General features: G+C 49.7%; 25 protein-coding genes. 13 read left to right on the top strand and 12 right to left on the bottom strand.

The genetic code is table 11. The features are described from left to right. Positions 1-14 precede the first annotated feature (14 nt). The 9 genes from ccoG to AAC007_RS14430 all read right to left on the bottom strand — a co-directional run bounded on the left by ccoG (position 15) and on the right by AAC007_RS14430 (position 8,384). Positions 15-1,466, bottom strand: coding sequence for a cytochrome c oxidase accessory protein CcoG (gene ccoG / locus AAC007_RS14470; protein WP_339677733.1), 1,452 nt, complete (start codon positions 1,464-1,466; stop codon positions 15-17). Between the two features lie 24 nt (positions 1,467-1,490). Beyond that, positions 1,491-2,384, bottom strand: coding sequence for a cytochrome-c oxidase, cbb3-type subunit III (gene ccoP, locus AAC007_RS14465; protein ID WP_339677731.1), 894 nt, complete (start codon positions 2,382-2,384; stop codon positions 1,491-1,493). After that, positions 2,377-2,568 carry a CcoQ/FixQ family Cbb3-type cytochrome c oxidase assembly chaperone gene (locus AAC007_RS14460; RefSeq protein ID WP_296436198.1) on the bottom strand — a complete coding sequence of 64 codons (192 nt, stop codon included), beginning with the start codon at positions 2,566-2,568 and terminating at the stop codon, positions 2,377-2,379. Before AAC007_RS14460 ends, ccoP begins: the two co-directional genes overlap by 8 nt. 15 nt (positions 2,569-2,583) lie before the next feature. Then, a complete protein-coding gene (ccoO, locus tag AAC007_RS14455; protein WP_296436197.1) occupies positions 2,584-3,192 on the bottom strand; it encodes a cytochrome-c oxidase, cbb3-type subunit II in 609 nt (202 codons plus the stop codon). After that, positions 3,189-4,622, bottom strand: coding sequence for a cytochrome-c oxidase, cbb3-type subunit I (ccoN, locus tag AAC007_RS14450; RefSeq protein WP_339677728.1), 1,434 nt, complete (start codon positions 4,620-4,622; stop codon positions 3,189-3,191). Before ccoN ends, ccoO begins: the two co-directional genes overlap by 4 nt. Before the next feature lie 60 nt (positions 4,623-4,682). Then, positions 4,683-5,294, bottom strand: coding sequence for a Yip1 family protein (locus AAC007_RS14445; RefSeq protein ID WP_339677727.1), 612 nt, complete (start codon positions 5,292-5,294; stop codon positions 4,683-4,685). Between the two features lie 139 nt (positions 5,295-5,433). Next, the gene (gene fnr, locus AAC007_RS14440) at positions 5,434-6,183 is read right to left on the bottom strand and encodes a fumarate/nitrate reduction transcriptional regulator Fnr (protein ID WP_339677769.1); all 750 of its coding nucleotides are present in this window, start codon (positions 6,181-6,183) and stop codon (positions 5,434-5,436) included. Between the two features lie 147 nt (positions 6,184-6,330). Further along, positions 6,331-7,743 carry an oxygen-independent coproporphyrinogen III oxidase gene (gene hemN, locus AAC007_RS14435; protein WP_339677725.1) on the bottom strand — a complete coding sequence of 471 codons (1,413 nt, stop codon included), beginning with the start codon at positions 7,741-7,743 and terminating at the stop codon, positions 6,331-6,333. A gap of 2 nt (positions 7,744-7,745) precedes the next feature. Next, the gene (locus AAC007_RS14430) at positions 7,746-8,384 is read right to left on the bottom strand and encodes a hemerythrin domain-containing protein (protein ID WP_339677723.1); all 639 of its coding nucleotides are present in this window, start codon (positions 8,382-8,384) and stop codon (positions 7,746-7,748) included. Positions 8,385-8,755: 371 nt separating this feature from the next. On the opposite strand from AAC007_RS14430, the gene ppk2 reads away from it, so the two are divergent. From ppk2 to AAC007_RS14415, 3 genes are all read left to right on the top strand, one after another. Then, positions 8,756-9,508 (top strand): polyphosphate kinase 2, encoded by a 753-nt coding sequence (gene ppk2, locus AAC007_RS14425; protein ID WP_339677722.1) that lies wholly within the window; start codon positions 8,756-8,758, stop codon positions 9,506-9,508. Between the two features lie 340 nt (positions 9,509-9,848). Continuing rightward, positions 9,849-10,403, top strand: a complete 555-nt coding sequence (locus AAC007_RS14420) for a PepSY domain-containing protein (protein ID WP_339677720.1) — start codon at positions 9,849-9,851, stop codon at positions 10,401-10,403. Positions 10,404-10,771: 368 nt separating this feature from the next. Beyond that, complete coding sequence (locus AAC007_RS14415) at positions 10,772-11,149, top strand: hypothetical protein (protein ID WP_339677718.1); 378 nt, start codon at positions 10,772-10,774, stop codon at positions 11,147-11,149. Between the two features lie 203 nt (positions 11,150-11,352). On the opposite strand, the gene AAC007_RS14410 is transcribed toward AAC007_RS14415, so the two are convergent. Then, entirely contained in the window at positions 11,353-12,237 is an 885-nt protein-coding gene (locus AAC007_RS14410) for an AraC family transcriptional regulator (RefSeq protein ID WP_339677717.1), read from the bottom strand. Between the two features lie 132 nt (positions 12,238-12,369). On the opposite strand from AAC007_RS14410, the gene AAC007_RS14405 reads away from it, so the two are divergent. From AAC007_RS14405 to AAC007_RS14370, 8 genes are all read left to right on the top strand, one after another. Next, complete coding sequence (locus AAC007_RS14405; protein WP_339677715.1) at positions 12,370-13,344, top strand: SDR family NAD(P)-dependent oxidoreductase; 975 nt, start codon at positions 12,370-12,372, stop codon at positions 13,342-13,344. Next, the gene (locus AAC007_RS14400) at positions 13,341-15,089 is read left to right on the top strand and encodes a methylmalonyl-CoA mutase family protein (protein WP_339677713.1); all 1,749 of its coding nucleotides are present in this window, start codon (positions 13,341-13,343) and stop codon (positions 15,087-15,089) included. The genes AAC007_RS14405 and AAC007_RS14400 overlap by 4 nt, the downstream gene beginning before the upstream one ends. Beyond that, complete coding sequence (locus AAC007_RS14395; protein ID WP_339677712.1) at positions 15,061-15,516, top strand: cobalamin B12-binding domain-containing protein; 456 nt, start codon at positions 15,061-15,063, stop codon at positions 15,514-15,516. The genes AAC007_RS14400 and AAC007_RS14395 overlap by 29 nt, the downstream gene beginning before the upstream one ends. Further along, positions 15,513-16,502 (top strand): methylmalonyl Co-A mutase-associated GTPase MeaB, encoded by a 990-nt coding sequence (meaB, locus tag AAC007_RS14390; protein WP_339677711.1) that lies wholly within the window; start codon positions 15,513-15,515, stop codon positions 16,500-16,502. Before AAC007_RS14395 ends, meaB begins: the two co-directional genes overlap by 4 nt. After that, positions 16,499-17,098 (top strand): EthD domain-containing protein, encoded by a 600-nt coding sequence (locus AAC007_RS14385; RefSeq protein ID WP_339677710.1) that lies wholly within the window; start codon positions 16,499-16,501, stop codon positions 17,096-17,098. The genes meaB and AAC007_RS14385 overlap by 4 nt, the downstream gene beginning before the upstream one ends. Next, positions 17,095-17,886, top strand: a complete 792-nt coding sequence (locus AAC007_RS14380) for an SDR family NAD(P)-dependent oxidoreductase (protein WP_339677708.1) — start codon at positions 17,095-17,097, stop codon at positions 17,884-17,886. Before AAC007_RS14385 ends, AAC007_RS14380 begins: the two co-directional genes overlap by 4 nt. A 117-nt stretch (positions 17,887-18,003) precedes the next feature. Further along, complete coding sequence (locus AAC007_RS14375; RefSeq protein ID WP_339677706.1) at positions 18,004-20,634, top strand: TonB-dependent receptor; 2,631 nt, start codon at positions 18,004-18,006, stop codon at positions 20,632-20,634. Between the two features lie 41 nt (positions 20,635-20,675). Then, positions 20,676-22,043, top strand: coding sequence for a cytochrome P450 (locus tag AAC007_RS14370; RefSeq protein ID WP_295873050.1), 1,368 nt, complete (start codon positions 20,676-20,678; stop codon positions 22,041-22,043). A 238-nt stretch (positions 22,044-22,281) separates the two neighbouring features. Here the strand turns inward: AAC007_RS14370 and AAC007_RS14365 are convergent, their stop codons facing one another. After that, a complete protein-coding gene (locus tag AAC007_RS14365) occupies positions 22,282-23,094 on the bottom strand; it encodes a helix-turn-helix transcriptional regulator (protein WP_339677705.1) in 813 nt (270 codons plus the stop codon). A gap of 102 nt (positions 23,095-23,196) precedes the next feature. On the opposite strand from AAC007_RS14365, the gene AAC007_RS14360 reads away from it, so the two are divergent. Next, the gene (locus tag AAC007_RS14360) at positions 23,197-23,628 is read left to right on the top strand and encodes a hypothetical protein (RefSeq protein ID WP_339677703.1); all 432 of its coding nucleotides are present in this window, start codon (positions 23,197-23,199) and stop codon (positions 23,626-23,628) included. A 136-nt stretch (positions 23,629-23,764) separates the two neighbouring features. Here AAC007_RS14360 and AAC007_RS14355 read toward each other — a convergent pair whose 3' ends face one another. After that, positions 23,765-24,151, bottom strand: a complete 387-nt coding sequence (locus AAC007_RS14355; RefSeq protein ID WP_339677701.1) for a PaaI family thioesterase — start codon at positions 24,149-24,151, stop codon at positions 23,765-23,767. 388 nt (positions 24,152-24,539) lie between these two features. Here AAC007_RS14355 and AAC007_RS14350 point away from each other — a divergent pair, with 388 nt between their 5' ends. Continuing rightward, positions 24,540-25,907, top strand: coding sequence for a DHA2 family efflux MFS transporter permease subunit (locus AAC007_RS14350; protein WP_339677699.1), 1,368 nt, complete (start codon positions 24,540-24,542; stop codon positions 25,905-25,907). The last annotated feature ends 409 nt before the right edge of the window (positions 25,908-26,316 follow it).

Genomic DNA, 26,316 nt, shown 5'->3' with positions numbered 1-26,316 from the left:
GGTGTCATTTGGCTTTACTCGACGGGTGCAAAAAAGCGACTTTTATGGCTGACGATGTCGTCGCTATCATCCAGTCGCTGTGCCATGAAGTGGATTTCGAAGGCACCGTGCAGTTCTTGTTCCGCTGCAGAGCGAAGTGTAATGGGAATCTCGACGACTTCGCCGCTGAGAACCTGGAACTCCACCGAACCGATTAGTGTTAAGTCGTGGGGTGCATCAACCGAGAGCTTATAGTGGTGAGCTTGCTGGGTTTTATTGGCAACCTTGATAGTGTAGTGATTGTCGATATCACCGATTTGACTCTGCATATACAGTGACTGACGGTCGCGCAGTACACTGAGCTCAATGGTTTCTCTGGCCGCAATGCGGTAGCCCAGCAGGCTGCACATGACGAGAACCACAAGAAAATATCCTAGCAGGCGAGGGCGTAAAATTTTTGAGGGTTTGCCGTCAAGGGCGTTTTCGGTGGTGTAGCTAATCAGGTTTTTCGGATAGTTCATTTTGCTCATGACTGAATTGCAGGCATCTATGCATAGGGCGCAGCCAATGCACTGGTATTGCAGGCCATCGCGGATATCGATGCCCGTTGGGCACACTTGCACACAGAGCTGGCAGTCGATGCAGTCGCCGAGCCCGACGTCCTCGGATTTGTCGTTGCGCTTGCGCGAGCCGCGTTTTTCGCCGCGCTTACGGTCGTAGGAAATAATCAGGGTGTCGGGGTCGAACATCGCCGCTTGAAAGCGGGCGTAGGGACACATATACATGCAGACCTGTTCCCGCAACCACCCCGCATTACCATAGGTCGCGAGGGTGAAAAAGCCAATCCAAAATGCCGCCCACGGGTTCACGTTGAATGTGAAAAAGTCGAAGCTCAGCTCTTTGATAGGCGTGAAATAGCCGACAAAAGTAAAACCAGTGTAAAAGGCGACTGACAACCACATGCTGTGTTTGAGCAGTTTCTTGAGTGCTTTGTGCGTGGACCACGGCGCGGCATCAAGCTTAATACGCTGGTTGCGACTGCCCTCGGTTTTTTGCTCTATCCACATAAAAATACTGGTCCACACGGTTTGTGGACAGGTAAAACCACACCAGACTCGGCCTGCAAAATTGGTTACGGCGAATAAAGTGAAGGCCGCAATGATCAGTAACCAAGCGAGCATGGTCAGGTCTTGCGGCCAGAAGGTAAAACCCAAAATGTGAAATTGGCGGGCGGGAAGATCAAACAGCACCGATTGCCGATCGCCCCACTGGAGCCACGGTAGTAGGAAATAGCCTGCCAAGAGCGGCCATCCTGTTAGGGTGCGCAGCCGCTGAAAAAAGCCCTCGATCTTGCGGGTGTATATTTTTTCCCGCTTTTGATAAAGATCGATTTCTGACACTTCGGCAGGAACGAATTCCTCAACAGGAATACGATCCGGATCGTGACTTGGGTGCTGCGAATCGTATTGTTGGCTGTTTGCGGTCATTACCTAAACTCGGCAGCGCGGCTGCTAATGTTTGCTGCCTACAACAGGCATGCTCAATTGATAAACATAGGCTGTCAGCAGGTGAATTTTTTCCTCACTTAACTTGTCGTGGTGAGCGGGCATTTGGCCGGATCGTCCCTTGCCGATACTTTGTTTGATTGCGCCAAGATCTCCCCCGTACAACCAGATGTTATCGTTTAGCTTGGGCGCCCCCATCATTTGATTGCCGCCGCCATCTGGGCCATGGCAGGCTGCACATAGCATGGCATACTGGTTCGCCGCTGGGCTGCTGTCGTCGGCCTTGCCTTTGCTCAAGTCACTAAGGTGTTGGCTCATCGATTCCAGTCCATCTGTACCTAACATACTTTCCCATGCGGGCATGGTGCCGTTGCGACCTTGGCTGATAGAGTGGCGAATTTGTTCGGGTTCGCCGCCATATAGCCAATCTTGATCAGTGAGGTTGGGAAATCCGTAACTGCCTTCCGCATTCACGCCGTGGCATATTGCGCAGTTATTGGCAAAAATACGTTTTGCGGTGCGCATTGCTTTCCCGTCGGTGGCGAGGGTGGTGATATCTTTATCCATAAAGCTTTTATAGAGTGCTTCGGTGGCGTGCTCGGCCTGCTGAACTTCGTTCTCCCACTTTCCGACGGAGCTCCAGTGCAACAAGCCGGGAAACTTGCCCATGCCTGGATACGCGATGAGGTAGCCGATAGCAAAAACGATGGTGATAACAAACATCTTTATCCACCAAGACGGCAAAGGGTTGTCGTACTCTTCTATGCCGTCGTAGACGTGACCGGTGGTTTGATTCTCTCCGCTCTTGGTGATTTTGCGATTGCTGAAAAGCAGCCACACAATCAGAACGATTGTGATTGTGGTCAGTACGATGATCCACATGCTCCAAAAATTACTCATCGTGCTTCTCCGCAGGCTTGGCACCGAACTTCGGTTTGCCAGTGGGATCGTCTGCTAAAAAAGGCAGCAGGGCGGCGTCTTCAAAATAGGTTTTGCGACTTTTGCGGAAGACGCTAAAACTCAGGCCGATAAAAGCCAGAAATACCAGCAGTGTCGCAATTGCTCTTAGACTGTCTTGATCCATGTGTTCTTTCTCCGCCTAGCGCTTGTACTTGAGCAGCGTGCCGAGTTGCTGCAAATAGGCAATGACCGCATCGATTTCTTTCATGCCCGCCACTTGGTCTGCGGCGCCTTCAATATCGGCGTCGGTATAGGGCACACCCACTTTGCGCAGCGCCGCCATTTTTTTACCGACCATCTCGCCATCGATGTCATTGTTAAATAGCCAAGGGTAGGAGGGCATAATGGACTCGGGTACTACGTCGCGCGGGTTAAATAAATGGGCGCGATGCCACTCGTTGCTGTAGCGCTCGCCTACTCGCGCCAGATCAGGCCCGGTGCGTTTCGAACCCCACAAAAAAGGATGCTCATAAACACCTTCACCAGCAACGGAATAGTGACCGTAGCGCTCGGTTTCTGAGCGCAGCGGGCGCACCATTTGCGAGTGACACACGGTGCAGCCTTCGCGTATGTAAATGTCGCGACCGGTTAATTGCATCGCGTTGAGGGGCTTGAGTCCTTTTATTGGCTCGGTGGTTTCTTTTAAAAACGCTAAGGGCACGAGTTCAACCAGAGCGCCAAAGCTGATGGCGATGATGATAAAGACGATCATCAAGCCAATATTTTTTTCTACTAAATCGTGATTCATGCTGTCACCTCCGCTGAGCTTTCAACCACAGCCAAGTCGTCGCCATTGCGGATGGTCTGCCACACATTCCACGCCATCACCAACATGCCGATCAGGAATATGCTGCCACCGAAGAAGCGCACAATAAATCCAGCTTGGCTGGCTACAACAGACTCCACAAAGGTGTAAGTCAAACTGCCGTCGCTGTTGTAGGCACGCCACATCAAGCCCTGAATAATGCCGTTCACCCACATTGAGGCGATGTAGAGCACGGTGCCGATGGTGGACAGCCAAAAGTGCAAGTTGATAGCGGGGATGCTGTACATTTTAGCCTTGTCGAATAACACCGGTATTAAATGGTAGATGGTGCCAATTGAGATCATGGCCACCCAACCTAGCGCGCCGGAGTGAACGTGGCCGATGGTCCAGTCTGTGTAGTGAGAAAGTGAGTTAACCGTCTTGATCGACATCATTGGGCCTTCGAAGGTAGACATACCGTAGAAGGACAGTGACACAATGAGAAAACGCAGAATGGGGTCGGTGCGCAATTTATGCCAGGCACCGGACAGCGTCATTATGCCGTTGATCATACCGCCCCACGACGGCGCCAACAGAATCAGCGACATCACCATACCTAAGCTCTGCGCCCAATCGGGCAGGGCGGTGTAGTGCAAATGGTGAGGACCAGCCCAAATATAAACGGCGATCAGAGCCCAAAAGTGCACAATAGATAAACGATAGGAATAGACCGGACGCTCAGCCTGTTTGGGGACAAAGTAGTACATCATTCCCAGGAAACCCGCGGTTAAGAAAAATCCCACCGCGTTGTGGCCGTACCACCACTGCACCATGGCATCGACTGCGCCAGCGTATACCGAGTATGACTTGGTCAGGCTGACGGGAACCGCCAGGCTATTCACAATATGGAGCACCGCGACGGTGACAATGAAGGCGCCGTAGAACCAGTTGGCCACATAGATATGGCGCATTTGGCGTTTCATGATGGTGCCGAAAAACACAATGGCGTAGGCGACCCAGACGATGGTGATTAAGATATCAATCGGCCACTCTAATTCGGCGTATTCTTTGGAGGTGGTGTAACCCATTGGCAGCGAGATGGCCGCCAATACAATGACCAGCTGCCAGCCCCAGAATACGAAAGGGATGAGCGGACCGCCAACGAGGCGCGCTTGGCAGGTGCGCTGCACCACAAAAAAAGACGAGCCCATTAAAGCGCAACCGCCGAAGGCAAAAATCACCGCATTGGTGTGCAGTGGTCGCAGTCGGCCAAAACTGAGCCAAGAGGTTTCAAAGTTAAGTGCCGGCCAGACCAATTGGGCCGCCAGCAAAACCCCTACTGTCATACCGACAATGCCCCAGACGACGGCCATCACCGTGAACATTTTCACGGCGCGATAATCGTACTGGGGTTGCTGGAGTTGAGAGTCCATATGGATTCCTTAGGTCGTAAAGTACAGAAAGATCGTTAAATTCAGCTAGTGATTTTGCCGCTAGCCGTCGATAAAAACGGGCGCCAAGCCTATTTCCCAAAGCATCACAACACCGCCCATGAGAGCCATGAAAATCACCATGCACACCCCAACCACGGCGGACGCGTAAAGAAAACCGCGCTCGGCGGGAATATCCATGACGGTGGGAATGCCGATATACAAGAGGTAGACGGCCCAGCTTAAGCCCGCGATCCCCAGTAACATGTCTAGCCAAAAAATGGGGTAGAAGCCGCACAGTCCCACGATAAAAAGGGGCGTGGCGGTGTAGCTGGCCACCACCATGCCTTTCGTCATCGAAGAATTGCTGCCGTAGGTTTCGGCCATCCAGTGAATGAAGTAGCCAATGATGGCGAGGGAGGCCAGCATGACAAGGTAAAACGCGATTACAATCCGCATTGCGCTGGCTTCGGTCATCAGCACAATTTCACCGTCACCGACGGTCCAGCCTTGCTTGGTGACGCCGTAGTACCACGCCAGTGACGGGCCTATAGCCAGAATGACGGAGTACAGCAGCTTGCTGGCCAGCGCTGAATTCGGTAAACGACTTACCGCATGCCACTGATCGCGGGGGTTAAATAGAAATCCAAATGGGTTGCTAACAAAAGTCGCCACGGTTCGCTCTCTTAAGATCATCCAGTGATATCTGGCAGGATAGCCAATAGGGTGAGCGGGTCTTTTGATCTACGTCAACTAATTGCTTGTTTGGGCAATAATAATTTTGACTCTACTTGCCGGGCGTTAAATTAATCAATTAATGCCCGAGTGAGGCAATGCGTTTCAATTCGTCGATGTCTACAACCTCGAGCTCTTTTTTATCAATTAAAATCAGCCCCTGTTTGGCAAAACGGCTGAATACGCGGCTTACCGTCTCTATGGTCAGGCCGAGGAAATTACCGATATCGGTGCGGGACATGGGCAGGCGGAAATTTAATGGTGATAAATTGCGACGGGCATTGCGCGCAGAAATACTAACAAGAAGCGCGGCTACTCGCTCGTCGGCGGTGTGTTTGCTCAGCATGGTAATGTGACGCTGATCTTCAACGATTTCCTGACTAAGTAGCTTGAAAAAATGCTTTTGCAAATTCGGGAGCTTAGCGCTCAGGTCTTCTACATTTGAAAAGGGAATCTCACAGATGGCAGACACTTCCATGGCGACCGCCGAGTTGGCATAGCGGTTGTGACCAATACCATCCATGCCAATTATTTCGCCGGGCAGGTAAAATCCACTGACTTGTTCTTCGCCGCTATCTGACACGCTATAGGCCTTAACAGAGCCAGATCGCACCGCAAATACTGACGTGAAAATATCGTTTTCACGGTAGAGGTGTTGGCCTTTCTGCAGCGGACGGCCACGCTGCACTATTTCATCTAGTTGAACAATTTCTTCCTGCGCTAATGCGAGTGGTAGGCAAATCGCACTCAAGCGGCAGCTGGTGCAGTTGATTGCGGCATTGTGCGGGCAGTTTTTGTTTGACGGCGCGTTTTGCTTGCTGACGGCAATCACGGTAGGCATTCCCTTGTTGCGTGTTTGATAGCACAGGATGATACCTACTCTCACGTCATTGCGGTAAAAATTCAAGTGTTTAGTCTGATTTAATCCATGCTCGCTGTATTCATTAAATCAGTAATGGCTTTTAAGCACCGCCGCTTAAATCGTTTTGGAATAGCTTTGCGTCTGAGTTTTTAAGTATTGGTCAAACACCATACATACATTCCGTAACATCATTCGGCCGAGTTCGGTGACGGTGATACCCGCGTGTTCGATGATGACTAAGCCATCTTGCTGCATCTCCTCAAGTTTCGGCTGAATATCGGCGAACTTCTCCCAGAATGATATGTTAAATTTTTCGGCAAAAACCTGAGTAGAGATGTTGAGATTACAGGCCAGCTGCATAATGACGTAGGCGCGCAGTTGATCTTCCGGGGATTTGATGAGGCCTTTGTCAACGGGGAGTTGGCCTGCGTCCAGTTGGCGATAGTAATCCGTTAGATCTTTGCTGTTTTGGGCGTAGCAGTCGCCGATGGCACTAATGGCAGATACGCCGATGCCCAGTACGTCTGGTGCTAGTGTTGTTGAATACCCTTGGAAGTTGCGCTGCAAATGCCCCTCTTTTTGGCAGCGGGCAAGTTCATCATTGGGACGAACAAAATGATCCATACCGATGTATATATAGCCCGCCTCAATTAAGCTCTCATTGGCAAGGCGGAGCATGGCGAGTTTTTCTACACTGCTGGGGAGCGTGTGTTTTTCGATGGCACGTTGGGCCGGAAATCGCGTGGGTAAGTGCGCGTAGTGATACAGGGCAATTCGATCTGGCAGCAGTGCAATGACGTCATCCAGGGTGCGGTTCAAGGTATCGCAGTTTTGCTTTGGCAAGCCGTAGATGAGATCAAAGCTAATTGAGCTGAAACGATAGGATCTGGCCGCGCCGACAAGTTCTGTAATTTGCTCTGTTCGCTGGGTTCGATTGATGGCCCGCTGTACGTCGGGGTCAGTGTCCTGGATACCAAAACTCAGACGATTAAAGCCCAGACCACGCAGCAGCGCTAGTCGATCTGGCGTTACGGTACGCGGATCAATTTCAATACTGTATTCCCGCTGTTTACCGTCGCCTAAATTAAAGTGGCAGGCTAATAAGTGAATTAATTCAGTTAGTTCGGCGTCGTCGAGGTAGGTGGGAGTGCCCCCGCCAAAGTGCAACTGAGACACTTGCCGCGTGTTGCCAATGCGCTGGGATAAAAGCGCAATTTCGATGGCAATATGGTCTAGATATTCTCGGCCAGCCCCCGATTTTTTAGTCACCACTTTATTGCAGCCGCAGTAGTAGCAAAGCCATCGACAGAAAGGCACGTGCACGTAAAGCGACAGGGGCGCGGCGTCGTTGCGAGCGGTATCTAAATGCTGCTCGTAATCCGCAACCGTAAATTGCTCGCTAAACTCTAGAGCGGTTGGGTAGGAGGTATAGCGAGGTCCCTGCGTACTGTATTTTGCAATCAAGCTGGGATCCGGTCCACGCACAGCGCTAGCGCGTGGTTCCGTGGGTGTCGCGATACTGGCCATACTTAATGCAATCCGATACTGGTTAAGATATGGCTTTGGTTTAGTTGCTCAGATCTATCGATGTACTCTGACTGAGTGGGGACTTCATGATTTGCCTGATTTCCTCGCAAGGCCTCGTTAACGGTTTGCCAGTCCTGTTCGTTGAAGCGCTCGGAAATAGCCGAAAAAATATTCCGCTCTTCGTGAATATGGGATATTTGCTTGCAACAATAGTGTCTACTTAGCAGTAATACTCTTGTAGACGGCTTAAGATCCGCGTGTCTAAATTCGCTGTATATAAGCGCTAACTGGGCGCTGAGACTCTCAAGGCGTGGATGGTCTTTCAGGAGCTTGGTAACCGCAGCGGTATTGATATGCTCTTTGCTTAACAGTTGCTGAAATAGCACATCTTCTGTTGGGTGATGCCATACCTCGGGATAAACCTGAATATAATCGAGAATCTCTAATATGCGATCACAGTTAGCGCTGCCTTTTTCTAGGCCTGTTAATTGGTCGATCTCTTTACTCAGCAGATACATCATTCTCAAAATGCGCTGATGATCTTGTTCCAATTGCTCCAATATATAGTGCATGGCCATAACTCTCTGGATGCCGACTAGCTCAGCGATGATGTTTCCGTCTATGGCTTCGAAATCTATCAAGTTCCCGTTTGCTGGAGTTTGATATGAATCAAATAGTCTGCGGTTAACACACATACCGGATGTAATATGGTTTATCTTTCAGCCGGTATAGCAAGTGGATTTAGTCGACATCGGTGCTATTCCGGGGTGAAGGGTATTGCTTTTGCGCGTAGTGTCGGAGATGCGCAATAGGACATGGAAATCCATTTGCTTGTCGATCTTGTGCGTGAGCTTTTGGTGCCGCGATGAAGTGGTTAGGTCGTACGGCAGCACCCAGTGCGTTGTGGTGAGGCCGGAGAGTGGTATTTCCAGTATGGCGTCTATTGCCGCTGCGGGGTAAGAAGGTCTAGGGTCACTGAGATTTATGAAAACATGAAAGCAGGGAATAAAGGATGAAACAGTACAAAGACACATTGCGCGCCTTGCAAATTGAGCTGGTTAAATTGCAGCGTCATTCTATTGCCAGTAATAACCGCATAATGGTGATTATTGAAGGTCGCGATGCTGCTGGTAAAGACGGCGTCATCAAGCGAATAGCTGAACATTTAAGTCCGCGAGAAACCCGCATAGTCGCTCTGGGTAAACCGACCGCACGCGACGAAGCAAGCTGGTACTTCCAGCGTTATGTACCGTATTTGCCGGCGTTTGGCGAGTTCGTTATTTTTAACCGCAGCTGGTACAACCGTGCTGGCGTTGAGCGGGTTATGGGATTTTGTAGCGAAGCGGAATACCAGCTGTTTTTCCGAATGGTAGCGCCCTTTGAACACATGCTGATCGATTCCGGTACTCAGTTGCGGAAATATTTTTTAGATATAGACAAAGAAGAGCAGCAAGCTCGCCTTCTCGCCCGTGAACAAGACCCACTTTCAAACTGGAAAATCAGCCCTATTGATCGCGAAGCGCAAAGCAATTGGGGACTTTACAGTCAAGCCCGCAATGATATGTTGCGGCGAAGTCACAATGATATCTCGCCCTGGATGATTGTGAGGGCTAATAATAAAAAAGCGGCACGCATAAATTTGATTAAGGACCTGCTGTCTAGTCTCGACTACGCTGATAAAGATGAAAAACTTTTACACGCTGATTCAAACCTGATTCAACGCTACAATGAAGACATGTTAGAAAGCGGGTTTTTGGTTAACTAATGCGAGCCAAAATAGATCGGGCGAAAGTTATGCGTCGTCCCTAGACTCCAGCGTTGAGTCGTTACGGTATGTGAACAAGGCAGCACTTCCTACTAACACCTTCGCGAGTTACATAACTTACTGCGTTTGTAAAATAGGCGATATGCTCAAGGGAACGGAATGCTTGGCAGAAAAAGTGGGAATTAGTTTTCGTCTGACCGACTGGAGTCACCACCTTTTTAACCCCTTTCGTTTTTCAGGCCACAATGAAGATCATCCTGTAAGGTCAGAGTGATATATTGCCTGAATTGTTACAGCTAGCTGTTTTACAAAAAATTGAACCTGACACAAGAGACGATGAATGATGAATAGAATGAAACTGATGAAATTTCACGCGTTGTTGGCGGCTTTTATATTGCCTGTCGCGACCATGTTCATGGTTACGGGCGCTTTATACACTTGGAATGTAAAAGGCAGCTACACTGACGATGTATATGAAATACGACTCAGCAAGCCTATTCAGTCAGATGCTAGTGAGCTAACAACTCTTGCTCAATTAGAACTCAAGAACCTAGCCACGAGTTACCCTGAGGGCGAGCCAAAGCTCAAGGTTTATGGTAATCATTTTCTCCTTGAGTGGACGGGTTCCTCTAAAGATGTGATTTTAGAGCCAACGGATAATGAGCTGATTGCCAAACTCACCGTCAAAAATACGAGTTGGTACAGAAATTTAGTTCAGCTCCACAAAGCTAAGGGAGGCATAGCTTTTAAAGTTTATGCTTCGGTATTTGCCGTTTCCATCCTCGCTTTACTTGTTTCGGGTTTTATTATGGCGTGGCAAACCCCCAAAATTAAACGCCTTACTTTAATAACATCACTTGTTGGCTTATGTTCTTTTATGATTTTGGTATATTAAGGCACCTCTGATTAATTCGGTAATGTCTCAACGGAGCCTCTGGCGTGCACTGGCAAGTGGTGCGGCACTCCGACGCGATGCGAAGATTAAGGCTGGTTGTCCTTAATGAGAATCGCAACGCAGTCCAGTGTGCGCCAGAGGCCCGCCCTTCGGGGCTTAGCCAAATGCGGCTCCACTGCGTTGCCGCCACTTGAAAGGCAACCAGCATTCCTTCATGGCGGCGCCTTGTTGAGCCACTTTTGGCTAAGCTTGAGATATCACCGAATTAATCAGAGGTGCCTTAAGTTAAATGGCTTAACAAGCGACTCAAATACTCCGCTGGACGCTCACTGCGTTGACGGCGTGAGCTGGACGAATAGGAGCTTGCAATGGAAAAGTGGACTACGTTCTGCCTGGTGGTGGTAGGGCTGATAAATATTATCCCTGTAGTCGGCGTTATCTCCGGTCAAAAGATAGAGTCCGCTTATGCCGTTACCCTTGCCGGAAATGACCTGATAATTTTGTTGCGTCATCGCGCCTTACTTTTCGGCATCCTGGGAGGCTTCATTCTTTTTTCAGCCTTCAGTCCTTTTTACCAGTTAGCAGCGATGATCATGGCCGGTGTCAGTATGATTGGCTTTGCAATACTTGTGCTGGGCACTGGCGGGTATAACGACGCCATCGCTAAAGTGCTTTACGTCGACATTCTAGGTATCGTGTTTCTACTTGCGGCGGCGGTATTGAAGTATGGCGTTAAAGCGAGTTAACAAGGCAATGTAGTTTGACATCAAAGCTGCAGCGCGCTTTTACATCGCCGCCACATATCTTTATGAGTTTATGAAGCACATTTTATACATAGCAAACATGCCACCAGCCGATTGAATTCGCTCTTCCAACAATAATCCTTGCCTTAGCCAGACTCGTAAACACTCATCGTTTAGCGCGATTGCAATGTCCGCTGAGCGGCTAGCTATCGCAAGCAGGCTCGCCATGCGCGCGGTGATCTCCCGCAGTGGCGACGGAATGCGGCGGAGAAGGCTGCGTTGCTGGTGTAGCCGAGTTCCTGCGCGATTTCGCCAAGGGGGCGCTCGCTAGACGCGATAAGTGCGCGTGCGCGTGCCATCAGTATCTTCTGGGCGTAATTGCTAGGGCTTTCGCCAATCGACTCCTTAAAAGCGCGCATAAAATGATAGCGACAGAGGCCACATAGCTCAGCCATTTCAGCGACACTGGGAGGCGCGCCTAATTGATCAAGTCTGGCAAATACCAGGCGTAAGTGGCGGGGTGCCAAGCCGCCGCGATGCGGCAGCTCGCGGTGTTTGGCGTCGTGTATATAGCGTGACAGATCGACGGCAATGGTGGTGAGCAAGGCCGCTATCAGCGTTGCTGAATCGCTGGATTGATTGGCGACTTCGTCGGCCATGCGCATCATGGCGTCTTCAATTCTAGGGGCGTGAATGTCGAAGCAAGCCTCTAGCTGCGCTTCGTCGAGTTCACTTGTTGTGATGCCCAAATCTTGCAGTGTTTTCGTGTTAAAGCGACAGCGAATCGTGTGGTATTTGCCCTGTGATACGCGCACCTCAAAAGGAATGTCGGCCGGACGAAAATTGAGGGTGCCAAAGCGGCGGAAACGCGGTGCCTTGAAGCTGGTGTAGCGACCTTCAGCCTGTTCTAGCAGGCGCGATAGGCCAAGGGATAGCACCGAGTGTTGCTCGGTGACGACGATGGTTTCCGCCTGCAATTCGGGGAAGGCGCACAACTCTACCTTTGCGCTGGGTAATTCAATGGCGTGAATCACCAAGTTTGCTTGGGTCTGCGCCTGCTTAACACTGATTGGCTTTGTTTTTATCGTCATATTTTGAATTTAACACATAGTGCTAAAATTAACGAGATAGTGCTCTTATTGCGTGGTTATGCCTCTGTAGCCATTGCCCTAATTATTCACCGCGCCTTTAATGTAAAAAAATAATAAATCTAAGGGACGGTGATGACAAAGTCTCGGAGTGAATCACTCCCTGTTGATGAAATAACGGCCGACACTATTCTGCAAGGTGTCGACCTGTCTGGGCAGGCTGCGATTGTAACGGGGGCAAGTTCTGGCTTGGGTATTGCCATTGCGTCGGCGCTGGCGGGTGCTGGTGCTGATGTTACCTTGGCCGTTCGCGATATTGTCGCCGGTGAAAAGGTCGCGCAATCCATCTCTCGTAGCCGAGGCGTTAAAGCACCGGATGTCGCCTATATCGATTTGCTAAACGCAACGTCGATACGCGCGTTTGTCGATAATTTTGGTGATCGTCCGCTCAAGTATTTAATCAATAATGCCGGCCTTATGGCGCCGCCGCTGACTTACTCCACTGACGAGTTTGAAAGCCAGATGGCGGTAAATTATTTCTCACCATTTTTGTTGTCAGAACTATTACTGACCAATCTCCAAGCTGCTTCGCCGGCGCGGGTAATTACGGTTTCCTCCGGTTCACATCATTTATCTGAGCTGCGCATGGATGATTTACATTATCGCCGCCGACTCTATGAAAAATTTGAAGCCTATGGCCACGCAAAGCTTTGCGCCAACCTACTGGCGGTTGAATATAGCCGGCGTCATACCGAACGTGGAGTAGTAATGCACGCGGTAACGCCGGGCGGTGTCGCCACGAACTTGGCGCGTCATACCAGCTTTGAGGACGCGCTAAAGCAGGGCTGGATTAAAGAGGACGGCAGCTTACCTGGTGGTCCCTTGCGGAGTATTGAGCAAGGGGCGGCCTCACCGATTTGGGCTGCGGTTTCTTCAGAGTTGGAGGGCAGGGGCGGTTTGTATATTGAAGACTGTGCTGTCGCGCCTATCTGGAATCCCTCGATTCCCAAATGCTATGGCGTGACGGCTAAATCAACCGATCCCGATGACGCTCGTCAACTTTGGGAAATGACCTACCCACTTATTGAGCGCGCCGGGAGACAAGCATGACAGCGGAACATAAGGACCAAGCTCGGGGCCATAAACAAACATCGGATGCGCAAAATAGTAGTTCAAAAATAGCGGCTGAGGCGCAGCGTTGGCAGGAGCAAACCCGCACGCCATTTGTGTCGGAAAACCCGGAGCGCCGCGAGTCGTTCGAGACGCAAGCCCTGAAGTGGCCAATAAATCCCCTGTATTCGCCGGCAGATTTAGAGGCCTTGGGCTTCGATTATATGAAGGATCTTGGCTTTCCCGGCGAATATCCTTATACCCGCGGCACCAAAGCAAATGGGCATCGTTCCAACTTTTGGACCATGACTCAGGTGACCGGCTTTGGCAAAGGGGAGGAGTGGGCAAAGCGGGCGCGTTACATGTTAGATCAGGGTTTGTCGGGCCTGATTTTAGAACACGATCTGGCGACCACCAATGGCTATGACAGCGACGACCCGATTGTTGAGGGTGAGGTAGGGCGGGCGGGAATGGCGCTGGACAGCCTTGAAGATCTTGAGAAAGCCTTCGATCTGCCCTTTGATAAATTGCAGTACTTAATGAGCGTTTGCAATGCGCCTCAGCCGGTAAATTTGGCGATGATTATTGCCGCGCTAGAGAAAAAAAACGTCGATCCAAAAGAATTTGTTTTGCATATTGTGAATGGTATTTTGATCGAGTACATCTGCGTCGGGCGCTATATCTATCCGCCGGAACACGGTCTGCGCCTAGCGACGGACTGCATCGAATATATTATTCGCCATCACCCTAATTGGGCCCCTATCTCGATTATCTCTGCGCAGCTTCAGCCAGCCAAGGCGAACCCTGTTCAAGAGATTGCGTTTAGCTTGGCGATAGCCTGCGCTTACATCGATGAGACCTTAAAGCGGGGCTTTGATATCGACACGGTCGCGCCCTATTTTCACTTTGTTGTGAATGTCGATATGGATTTCTTTGAAGGCATCTGCAAGCTGCGGGCGTTTAGGAAATGCTGGGCACGATTGATGAAAGAGCGCTATGGCGCGACTAATCCAGACGCCATGAAAATCCGCATGATGACCTCGCCAACCACCATCGCGTTAACTCTGCAGCAACCACTCAATAATATTGGTCGCCTCGCGATTATGGCAACGGCGTGTGCGCTGGGCGGCGCGGGCGACAATATGACAACGCCACTGCACGATGAAGCCCATTCACTCCCTGCCGAAGAAGCCATTCGTGTTGGCGCTGCGCTTCAGCACATTGTTGCCCATGAAACGGGGGTGGCAGAAACCATCGATCCCTTGGCGGGTTCTTATTATGTCGAAACCTTAACCAAGCAAATGGAAGATGCCGCCTTTGCCGAAATGGACAAAATATTTGATATGGGTGGCGCGGTTAAAGCCATCGAGAAAGGCTATTTTCAGCGCGCTTTGGGGCGCGAGCAGTATGAGCGCAATAAAGATGTTGAAGAGGGTCGCCGCAAATGGGTCGGCGTGAATCACCTTAAATTGGCAGAAGAAAAACGTGAAATTGAAATTTTCAGACTTAATGACGCGATGGAGGAAGAGCAAATTGCCAAAGTCAGGGAGCTGCGTGAGCGCCGAGATCAGGACGCTGTGAATGCTGCGCTGGCAAAGGTGAAAGCGGCCGCAATCAATGGCGACAATATGGTGGTGTCGTGTTTAGAGGCGGTAAAAGTTTACGCAACGCATGGCGAGTTATGTCATGCCATGCGCGAGGTATTTGGTGAATACCATGCCGACAGCCAGCTGGGTGGGTTTTAAGATGCTAAAGAAAACACGTCCACTGCGCATATTGTTGGCCAAATTAGGAATGGATACCCACACCGTTGGTATTACCGTCATTGCCCACGCGCTGCGTGAAGCGGGAATGGAAGTTATTTTCACGGGCTTAAAACAGACACCCGATATGGTGGCGGCGGCAGCGGTGCAAGAAGACGTGGATGTGGTGGGTATTTCCACACTGTCGGCGGGCCACACTCGCAGTTTACCGAAGCTCGCTCGTCTGCTCAGGGAAGCGGGGGCGGGAGATAAATTGCTGCTTGCCGGTGGCGTGATTCCGGAGGAAGACCGACAACTGCTGGAGGACGCAGGTGTAGATCGAATTTTTACCATGGGCTCAGATACCCGAGATATTGTTGCCTATCTTCAGGAGTGGTGGTTGAACAAGTCGGAGTCCACTGAGGTATGACCGCCATTGCGGACAATATCAACGATCTATCCAGGCAAATACTCGCCGGCAATATTGGCGCGGGAGCGCGGGCTATACGCTGGCTGGACGATGGTGATCCGCGCGGCGCAGACGTACTGTCATTGATATTTCCACACACCGGCCGTGCGCACCTTATTGGCATTACCGGCCCACCGGGCGCGGGTAAGTCCAGTTTAACGAATACCTTAATAACAGAGCAGAGACGGCGTGGCCGCCGAGTGGGTGTGATTGCTATAGACCCCTCTAGCCCCTTTACCGGTGGTGCGATTTTAGGAGACCGGGTGCGAATGGCGCAACACACTGTTGATCCAGATGTGTTTATTCGATCGATAGGCACACGCGGTCAGGCAGGTGGTTTATCTCGGTCAAGCCACGATGCCTGTCTGGTGCTGGACGCCATGAATTACGATGTGATTTTTGTTGAAACGGTCGGCGTTGGGCAGGACGAAATTGATGTGGTCGCGCTGGCGCATACCACCTTAATCATTGGTGTGCCGGGGCTGGGTGATGAGGTGCAGGCGGTAAAAGCGGGCTTGATGGAGGCCGGTGATATTTTTGTGATCAATAAGGCAGATCGCGATGGCTACGACGATACCTACCGCCAGTTTGAATTGATGTTGCATCTGCGCGCTGAATCCGTCTCTAGGAATGAAATAGATAAGAAGGCTAGCGCGTGGTCGCCGCCGCTATTGCGGTCAGTTGCCAAGCGTGCAGAAGGCACTGTTGAGATCGTCGACGCGACAGATGCGCATCGCGAATATCTGCAAAACAGCGGTCACTTTGTAAAGCGTTCAAGTCATCGCGAACGCGAGCAGTTTATTTGTTTATTACGAGAGGCGGTCGTTGACGAAATTATGGAAGGTATGGATGAGGGAATTTTGAATCGTATTCTACATCGCGAAATTGATCCGTATACAGCAGCGAGTCACGAGCTTGCGCGATGGAAGGGCAACACCACGTCATGATGAAATCTATTTGTACACTCAGTCGCCGTGCTGATTTTAGCCGCGAGGCATTTCAGCATTACTACGAAAATAATCATGCTCCCTTAGCGATTAAGCATTTTCCCTTTACACGCTATGTCAGAAACCACGTTGTGGATCAGCCTGATATTGGCTTTGACACTATCTCTGAATTTTGGGCCGACGATGTAGCTAGGCTGATGGAATTAATGACCGGGCCGGTTGGCGATATTTTGCGGGAAGATGAACGGCGATTTATGGATCAGTCCAAAATAGCGCCAGGTGTCTCGGAAGAACAGGTCCTCGCTTCAGGTTTGGTAGCCAATGAGCGATATGCGGTGTTACTCAACTGGGACGACGAGTCCTTTGACTTGAGTCAGTGGGCGAAGGGGGTGATTGCGTCACAGCCGAATTGCTCTATCGATGTGGTTAGTTCCTGGCAGCAGCCTGCCTTTCCAGCCAAAGCGGTACTATGGACATTAGATAATCACCGGCCATCGTCATTGCCCAGTTCGGTAACTAGCAAGTTTGTGAAAGTGCGAAGAGCGGAAACCCATCCGGAGATGTTATTAGCCAGTCGAGGTGCTAGCAGTTTATGAATCTGGAAATGACCGGTCGCACCGCTGTTATTACCGGAGCCGCCAGCGGCATCGGCAAGGCATTGGCGATTGTTGCTGCCAAGCGCGGCATGAACTTGGCCTTGGCAGATAATAATGCAGATGCTTTGGGTTTGCTGGTTGATGATCTGGGTGATCAAGTCTCTGTTATTAGCGCGGTGGTCGATGTGCGAAAGCGAAGCGATTTGACGGCTTTTGCTGACAGTGTGAAGGGGCAGTCTATTGCCTTGGTGTTTGCCAATGCGGGCGTGATGCGCGCGGGTACGTCTTGGGAACTTAGCGAAGAAGATTGGGATGTGGTCTTTGATGTTAACGTCAAAGGGGCAATGAATACGGTCAGTGCGTTTATGCCGCATCTGCTTAAACAAGAGCTGCGGTCGCGAATGGTGTTTACCGGTTCAATTTCCGCCTTTATGGCGAGCGAAAACTTGAGTTGCTATTCAAGTAGCAAACACGCCTTGTGGGGTATTGCCGAGGCGATGCAGCTTGAACTGACTGCTAAAAAAGCACCAGTTGATGTGTCTTTTCTTGCGCCTTCGGGGGTTAAAACCTCGCTGGCGTCAGCGCCGCTAAGTGGGGCCTGTGCAGAAAGCCAGAAAGAAATTGACGGCCTGCTAGCGGCCTTCGGTGTGCCCGCAGAGGAGATCGCGGAGAAAACATTTAATGATTTGCAGGAGGATAAATTTTGGATATTTCCGCATCCAGAATTTAAGCCGGTGATGCTGGCGCGTGTGCAGAATATTAGCGAGGAGCGCCAGCCAATTAAGTAGTTGTTACATAAAAGTCAGGCATGAGGGATATGTAAGCTGAGGTAGTAAAGGTCTAGTGGTATTAGTAGAAGGCATTGGTAAAAAATAAAAATAAATACAATAAAAGGTTGTGAGCTTATGAAAATAATAAAATCACTGACGGTGTTTGTTCTGGTTTGCCAGGCAAATTTCGTCCACGGCGCCGAATCATCAGCAAATGATAAGCCTATTGCAGATGCGGCTGTTGCTAAAAAAGGCGGGGCGGCCAAGTCTGGCATGCTCGAAGAAATATTGGTGACGGCCAGGAAACGCTCAGAAAATATCCAGGAAACCCCAGTGGCGATTACCGCATTCAGCGGCGATGCGCTGCGGGCGCAAGGTATATTAACTGCGCAGGATTTGGCTAAGTCGGTGCCGAGTTTGCAAATTAATGACAGTACCGCGCCGCAAATTTTTATCCGCGGCATTGGGCAGCGCGCGGGTCTCGCTCGCTTTGATCCCTCGGTAAGTGTGTATCTGGATGGTATTTTTATTCCCAGACCAGACGGTCAGTTATTGGACACCATTGATATTGAAAGCGTGCAGGTTCTGCGCGGTCCACAGGGTACCTTGTTTGGTAAAAATAATACCGGTGGAGCCCTGGTGTTTAGCCTGGTAAAGCCGGGCGGTGAGGGTAATGACTACGTGGAGGGCGCGCTGGGAAGCTACTCAGAGCAACGCTTTAGAGCGGGTTTTGATATTCCTATTACGGATAAGTTGAACAGCCGGCTCGCTATAAGCTCACAGCGCCGCGACGGCTTTTTGCACGATATTTCAGGCGCTGAAAATCAATCTTTAGATCGTTTGTCATTTATTTTTCAAACCGATTGGATGTTGAGTGACAGCGTCTCTATCGACTCATTAGCCTACTTCGGCAAGATTCGGGAACGCTATCCTTCATACCATTGTAAGATAGTGAACGACGACGCACTGTTCGTGAATGGTCTGGGAATTTTGTGGGCGGGGGATACCGATCCAAGTAATCCAACTGCCTACAAAGATAACTGTAATGCGAATAGCCGCGACGCATTAAAGGACCTCAATACCAATCAGGGCGACAGTCAGCGCCAGAAAAAAGCGCAAGATGTGATGTTGCTTGCATCGACCCTAAATTGGCAAATCAGTGAAGATTATAATCTGAAAGCGATTCTTGGCTATCGGGATGCAACTAAAATTGGGCCTCAAACCCAAGCCGACGAGGGTGGTCCAAAATCGTATTTCCGCGGGATGGTACTGGGAGACAACGAGCAAGAATCCTTAACCGCGGAGTTGCAGCTCAACGGTAGCTCGTTTGACGGTGGTATTGATTTTACGACGGGCCTGTTTGTTCAGAGCGAGTTTAAAAGTGAAACCTTCCTGACTAGCAATGAATTGATTGGTGCTGAAGCTCTGCCTTTCATCGCCTTGGCGGCGGGGCAGTCGGGTGTTGATGTGAGTGCGTTAAACGGTCTGCTTGACGCATTGAGCGTGCCAGGTGGCACTTTGCCGGTAGTCGCTGGAGCCCTGCCAGTATCTACCTTGCAGGATTTTGAAATTGAAGGTGAGACCTATGCGATCTTTTCGCAGGCGACGTGGCATATCACCGACAATTTAGAATTTACCTTCGGTGGACGCTATACCGAGGAAGTTAGACGCTCAGACTTATTTACCCAAACGGCTAATCTTGAAGAGATCTCCAGCGTGATAAGTGCGGCTAATCCGCGTTTTGTGCCGGTATTACCTTCCTTAGGCGCCTTCGCCTATTTGGGTTCATGGGCTGAGGATCCTATTCAGATTGCTAACGATATCCTTCGCAATGCCTATCCCGGTGAAATTGGTGCACCTTTAAATCCTGCTGTTAAAGACGAGCTTGATAGTGTGTTCAGAGAGTTTACGCCCATGACCTCATTGGCTTGGGTGATACCGGAACAATGGCTGTTCGACTCGCCCGTAAATTCAATGATGATGTACGGCACCTGGAGTAATGGTTTTAAATCCGGCTTTCAAGAACCCTTTGGTGTTGATGGCTTAATAGAAGTGGCCCCCGAGCGGTTAGAAAACCGAGAAATCGGGCTTAAGATTGATGCCTTTGATAATTCGCTGCGATTAAATATTGCACTGTATTCGATGATCTTCGAAAACATGCAGTTAATTACCGTGAGTGTCGATTCTGCAAATACCTTGGTTGTTAGTTCGCAGAATGCGGGCGAATCCATGATCGAGGGTGGTGAGCTTGAGCTACTTTGGCTGCCTACCGAAAATCTGATGTTTAGCTTTAACTACAGTAATAATAATTACCGGTTTATCGAATTTGATGATTTCGATCTAGCTGAATTGGCTTTGAAGGGACAGAAAGTCGCGGTGGATCGAAGCGACGAAGACTTCGCGGTTTCACCGGAAGTGACAGCCGCTTTTGGCGCTCAATACACCTTTATCACCCAGAACAGCGTATTCACGCCGAGGCTGGATGTTAGCTACAAAAGTGAAGTGTATATGGGCCTGGATGATGCTTCCTGGGATGTTGCCAAGCGCGATCCCGGGTCGATTTACGCCAAAGCTACTACCTTGGTAGACGCGCGATTTAGTTGGTTTATGCCAGATCGAGATTTAACGATTAGTGCGTATATAAAAAACCTGACCGACAAGCGATACGATATTGGCGCTGTTGCCACCGCGAGCTCTTTGGGTACCTATGTGCAAGTTCTTGGGGAACCCAGAATGTTTGGTATTGAGGCAAGACAAACGTTTTAAGTGATGTTTAAACTCGTAAACTAATAAAGGTAAGTATGATCATGGCCATCGTCGCGAATGATAATTACAGAGAGCAGCCGGACAATACTAAGTTAGATCATATTCCTGGAGATTACGGGCTCCCGGTTCTTGGCTACACCATACCGCTGGTGAAAGACTTGCACGCGACGATAGATCGTCAGTATCAGCGCTTCGGTGCGGTAAGCCGTTTTCGTTTGATCGGTCCGAAGGGCCTAATGCTGATCGGCCCAGATCTGTATAAGCAAGTGATGCTGGACACCGATAAAAACTTCTCGGCAGAAATGGGCTACATGGGCTCTTTGGGGCGATTCTACAAAGGCGCGTTGTTGCTCAGAGACCATGACGAGCATCGCTTTCAGCGGCGCATCATGCAGTCGGCGTTTAAGAATGATGCGATGAAAGGCTATATAGCAACAATGGGGCCGATGATTGCTGAGGGCATTTCTAACTGGGATACCATCGATGATTTACGGTTCTTCCCCGCGATAAAACAATTGCTGCTCGATGTGGCGGCGGAAATTTTTGTCGGCTTGGACGCAGACGACGAGCGCGCACAAAAATTAAATACCGCCTTTCTCGATATTGCCAATGGCCTGATGGGAATTGTGCGTCTGGAGCTGCCGGGAACCTTGCATCGCAAAGGTAAAATTGGCGAGCGCTATTTAAAGTCGCTGTTTGGTGGCCTGATCAATGAGCGTCGCTTAGCAAGCAAAACCGACACGTTTAGCTATTTTTGTCGTGAAAAAACCGAAGAAGGCGAATATTTTTCCGACCAGGATATTATCGCCCATATCAGTTTTCTGCTGTTTGCAGCCCACGACACAACCACCAGCGCGCTCACTCACTTGCTGTACTACTTAGGCCAGGATATGGACGTTCAGCAGCGCTTGCGGGACGAGGCGAACGCTGTCGATAAGCCTTTTCTTGATTATGAGGACCTTGAGAAAATGCCCTTGATGGAAATTGCGATCAAGGAAGCGCTGAGACTACATCCGTCAGTCATGATGATGCAGCGACGCACAATAAAGGACTGTGAGATAGGCGGCTATAAAGTACCCGCTAACACCAATGTATGGATGGCCCCGCAACATGTGCACAGAATGTCGGAATACTGGGATGAGCCATTAAAATTTGATATTGATCGCTGGCTAGAACCGCGCAATGAGCACAAGCGTCATAACTTCAGTTGGGTGGGCTTCGGCGGCGGGGCGCACAAATGTATCGGTATGCATTTCGCGCTGATGCAGGTGAAAAATTTTCTGCACCAGTTCTTGCGTCAATACGAATTTCGTTTGGCCGATAATTTCAGCAGCAAAATGCAGACGGTTCCCCTGCCTAAATTGGTTGATGACTTACCCATCGTGGTCAAGCGTATCGCGGTGAAGTAATCGCAAAACATTGCTGTGTGATGTTAGGTGGCGCAAAGCGAGTTGCCAAGGTGACTCGTGTTGATTCATCTGGAATGTGCTGGGGCGTCGCATTGGCGGGCACATGCATAGGTATTTCCAAGCTGGAAAGTAGCAAGTAAGATTTCGGAAACTCATAATTACTTATAACTGCTTTAATAATCCCTTCAGCGCCAGCTGAAAATGGGAGGATTGTCGTCGACATGAAAGGACTGCAAACTCAATAATTGTGTGGTTCGCAATGTTCTCGTAGGTACAAGGATGTAAAATGATCGGCTGGCAGGAACGATTCAATTGTTAGTTCAGAGAGCGTGAGATCTACCGCAGTTCCGAATACTGTGGTGGTACTGATAAAAGACAAAGTTCCGTGCTCGGTGCGTAGCTGCAGTGGAATGGCAATTTCTAGCAGGGAATCAGCATGATTCGCGTTGAAAGAGTTATTTCCCGGTGGCGCGGGGAATGAGCGTATTTCGTCCAGCAGGGCGGCCAACTGAGTATCGGCGGTCACCTCTACCTGGTGCATTAACCGGGACACAACATGCGCCCGCCACTCGCCGTAATTAACTATTCGAGGTGCCAGGCCTTCAGGATGTAAACTTGCGCGCAGAACATTCAACGGTGGCTCCAGCAACATTGGAGTGACGCCCTCCAATAAGATCGATGCAGCCCTATTGGCAATCACCAGGGTCCATTGCCGATCCACCGCAATAACCGGGTTCGGTTCATGCCCCGCAAGAATTAACTCCAACGCACCTCTTGCTGCTTCTAGTGCGGGATCATCTAGGGTACGGCTGGGATATACCGGTGCGAAACCCGCCGCAATAAACAGTGTGTTTCGTTCGCGTATCGGTATTTCGAGTCGTTCTGCCAAATGCAGAATCATTTCACGACTCGGTACAGATCGGCCGGACTCAACAAAGCTCAGATGCCGCTGAGATATATTGGCTTCGTTTGCGAGGGTAAGCTGACTTAAGCGACGACGTTGACGCCAAGCCTGAAGTAGAGCGCCGACGGTGTAAATATCATTTTTCATAGTAAAAAAATATCCATTTGTGGTCGATACCATTACCCCTCAGGTAATCGACGGGTGCTGTAGCGGTTTGTTAGTTTAGAGTACAAACGTAAATCGACACAGTTGATTATTCTGGAGGAAACTATGATGCCAATTTCCAATTATTTTGCGCCGCTGCGCAATGTTTTATTAACCGACGCCGCAGCGTGTGTATTCATGTCTGTTCCGATGATATTTGCCACGCGGTGGCTCGAAAAAATACTAAATATTCCAAGTGCATTGTTGTTTTTTGCCGGAATCTGCTTGCTCCCTGTTGCAATAATTATGGTATTCGTCGCCACGCGAAAATCGGTGTCACGCAATGGGGTTGCCCTAGTTGTTGCAGGCAATATCGCCTGGGTTGTGGCTAGTTTGTCGCTCATAGTTACGGACTGGATTGCACCAAATTTTATCGGAGTTGCGTTCATCGGGTGCCAGGCTGCGGCAGTGACTGTCTTCGCGTTACTTGAGTACACCGGCTTATGCAGGCTAGCTTTGGCTGCCAAGATCAATTGAAATGTGTGAGCGGGCCACTCCCGTGAGCTTTGAATGTCCGCAAACGAAGTTCAACCGAGTGAACGTGTGTCGGATGTGCGGCGAGGTGTTGGTCGGTCGCACACTTCCGGGGCCTTCAATCTCGTATAATAGCTCGCTACAAGACTAGTTGCGTTTGCAAAACTATCGCAATGAGAGTGTTGTCGTCACGCCGTATTTCTGTTTTCCATACGGATATTTTTCGGCCAACTTTGACAGGAGTTGCCACTCCAAAAATAATGGAGTCTTCTTTCGCTGCAGCGAGAAAATTGGTCTTACTCTCAATAGTTGTTGTCCCTGCTGATTCATCGGGAAGATTGAGGGCGCCACCAATAGCTCCCAATGCATCGGCAAATGCCATGATGGCGCCACCGTGGAGTATGCCTCCCAACGTGCACAAATCAGGCCTGACCTTGAGCTGTCCCTGCACTCGTTCAGATGTGGCGTTCGTAACTTCCACCCCCATCAGTTTTGAGAACGGCATTTGGTTCGCGATATTCGTCATTGTTTAGTCCTCTGCGTTTGATCGAATTGCTCGACTCTTTCGGATTAACCATACTACGTACCAACGAATAGCGTCGATTACCTCTAAGGTAATTGGTTGCAGAGTTGTAGCAGTTCTCCCAAAGTAGATGCGGAAAAAAATAAGGAAATTGGCCTTAGAATCAGAGCAATATCAACTAAAAGATAAAGTATTTTACTTACATGCTCCAGATGGTATTGGTCGATCAAGATTAGTTGCTAATATAGAGTCTTGTCTGGGTGTTCCAGAGACAGGACGTAGTTTAAATACAATTAACAAGCTTGCAGTAATGCTACAAAAGGCATAATCAGGAAAATCACTAGGATGTAAGAACCGCCGCCCTGTTCTGGTTTTTCCGGTTTTATAACTTATGAATGATAAAAGTGCAGCCCTTCCACCGATCCCAAAAACATCTTGGGGAATCGCAGCCGTAACGGGTGCCGGAGCATTCATGGCAATGCTTGACGCTACGGTTGCGAACCTTGCGATTGAATCGATTCGTGAAGATCTATCGTCGACGCTCACGGTCGTCCAGTGGGTTGCCACGGGGTATCTCTGTTCGCTAGCTGTTTCTCTCCCTGCCACAGCGTGGCTTGGCGCTCGTTACGGCTATGGACGGGTATGGGCGACTAGCCTTGCTACCTTTGTACTAGCTTCGGTTTTGTGTGCTATCGCACCCGATACTTCTACTCTTATTACTGCCCGCTTAGCTCAAGGGTTGGCTGGTGGTCTTATGGTGCCTGCAGGTCAGGCTGTGATCGGTTCGACTGTAGATAAGAGGCAACTAGGTCGTATCTTTGGAGTACTCGGGTTAGTAATTGCGCTAGGGCCTGCAATAGGACCAGCGGTTGGTGGCTTTCTTCTCGATGCTGCATCGTGGCGCTGGCTATTCTGGATAAATGTTCCAATTGGGGTGATAGCCTTGATCGCTGCCCGAAGACTGGTACCGGGCGGTGAAAGAGATTCAAGCAGGATACTGGATGTCAAAGGATTGGTTCTCCTTAGCGCTGGTCTTCCTTTACTGCTCTATGGGGCTTTTGGAATAACCTTGTCTGAGAGCAATCTGGCTGCTGTTTTCGCGCTGATTATTGGTGCGATTCTGGCGGTTATTTTTATATTTACTGCACTGCATAGAAAAAATCCCTTAGTTGATCTTCGGTTGCTACAAAGAACAACTTTTTCTGCTGCGACAATAACCACGGGATTAACCGGCATAAACATGTACGCCGGATTGTTGTTAGTACCTTTATACCTTCAACTTGTGGCAGGCTTGGAGCCAACGAATACTGGTTTATGGCTTCTTGTCATGGGGCTGGGAAGTGCTCTTGTTTTGCCGGTAGCTGGTTCTTTGACAGATCGCTTTGGCGCGGGCATCGTGTCTCTGGCGGGGGCATGTCTCCTGCTAGTCAGTGCTATACCTTTTGTTTTCCCCAGCGTCCCATCATCCCCAGTGTTGGTTGCAATGCTCCTTGCGCGCGGTGTTGGGATGGCATTGGCCCAGATGCCTGCCATGACCGCTGCGTATACCGCTGTATCCACAGAGGAAATGGGAGATGCGACAACACTTGTAAATATTGCTCAACGCATTGGTGGAGCCGTTGGCGCTGTGGGTGTTGTTATTATTATTCAGCATGCCGGTGGCAGCTCTAGCATTATCGCCCATAGCATTGCATTCGCATCGCTTGCAGCCATATCCGTATTAACGATAATTACCGCCAGACATATGCATCGACAATAAAAATCTGAACCCGCACATGACAACTGACTACACTCTAACCGGGTAACCTAGAGGTTCCAGCCTTCTGCATCAAAAACCCTCTTCAAGCATGTCAGTATGCACTTTTTCGACCGTCCACTTATTAACTACAGTACGTACTCCGTGTGTAGATTATAAATGGCTACACCATAAATTTGCCGTTACAGTTTTTATCATAAGCTGTGAAAAGCAAACAATTTATAGGTGAATCGATAGTTATCGTGGCCGCCTCACGGCCTTGATACTCTATATGAGTGAGACCGTTGTACCGACACGGGGCACTAAAGATTTTGGTTAGTGTCTCTTAACGAGATACGATAGTTTAACGATAATAAATGAACCCGTGGTGCATTTAGGAAATGACGACTTTCAGGTTGTTTAATTTATTCCC

This window comes from uncultured Zhongshania sp., assembly GCF_963975605.1.
GTDB lineage: Bacteria > Pseudomonadota > Gammaproteobacteria > Pseudomonadales > Spongiibacteraceae > Spongiibacter > Spongiibacter aquimaris.
This window is presented reverse-complemented; position numbering and strand designations above follow the sequence as displayed.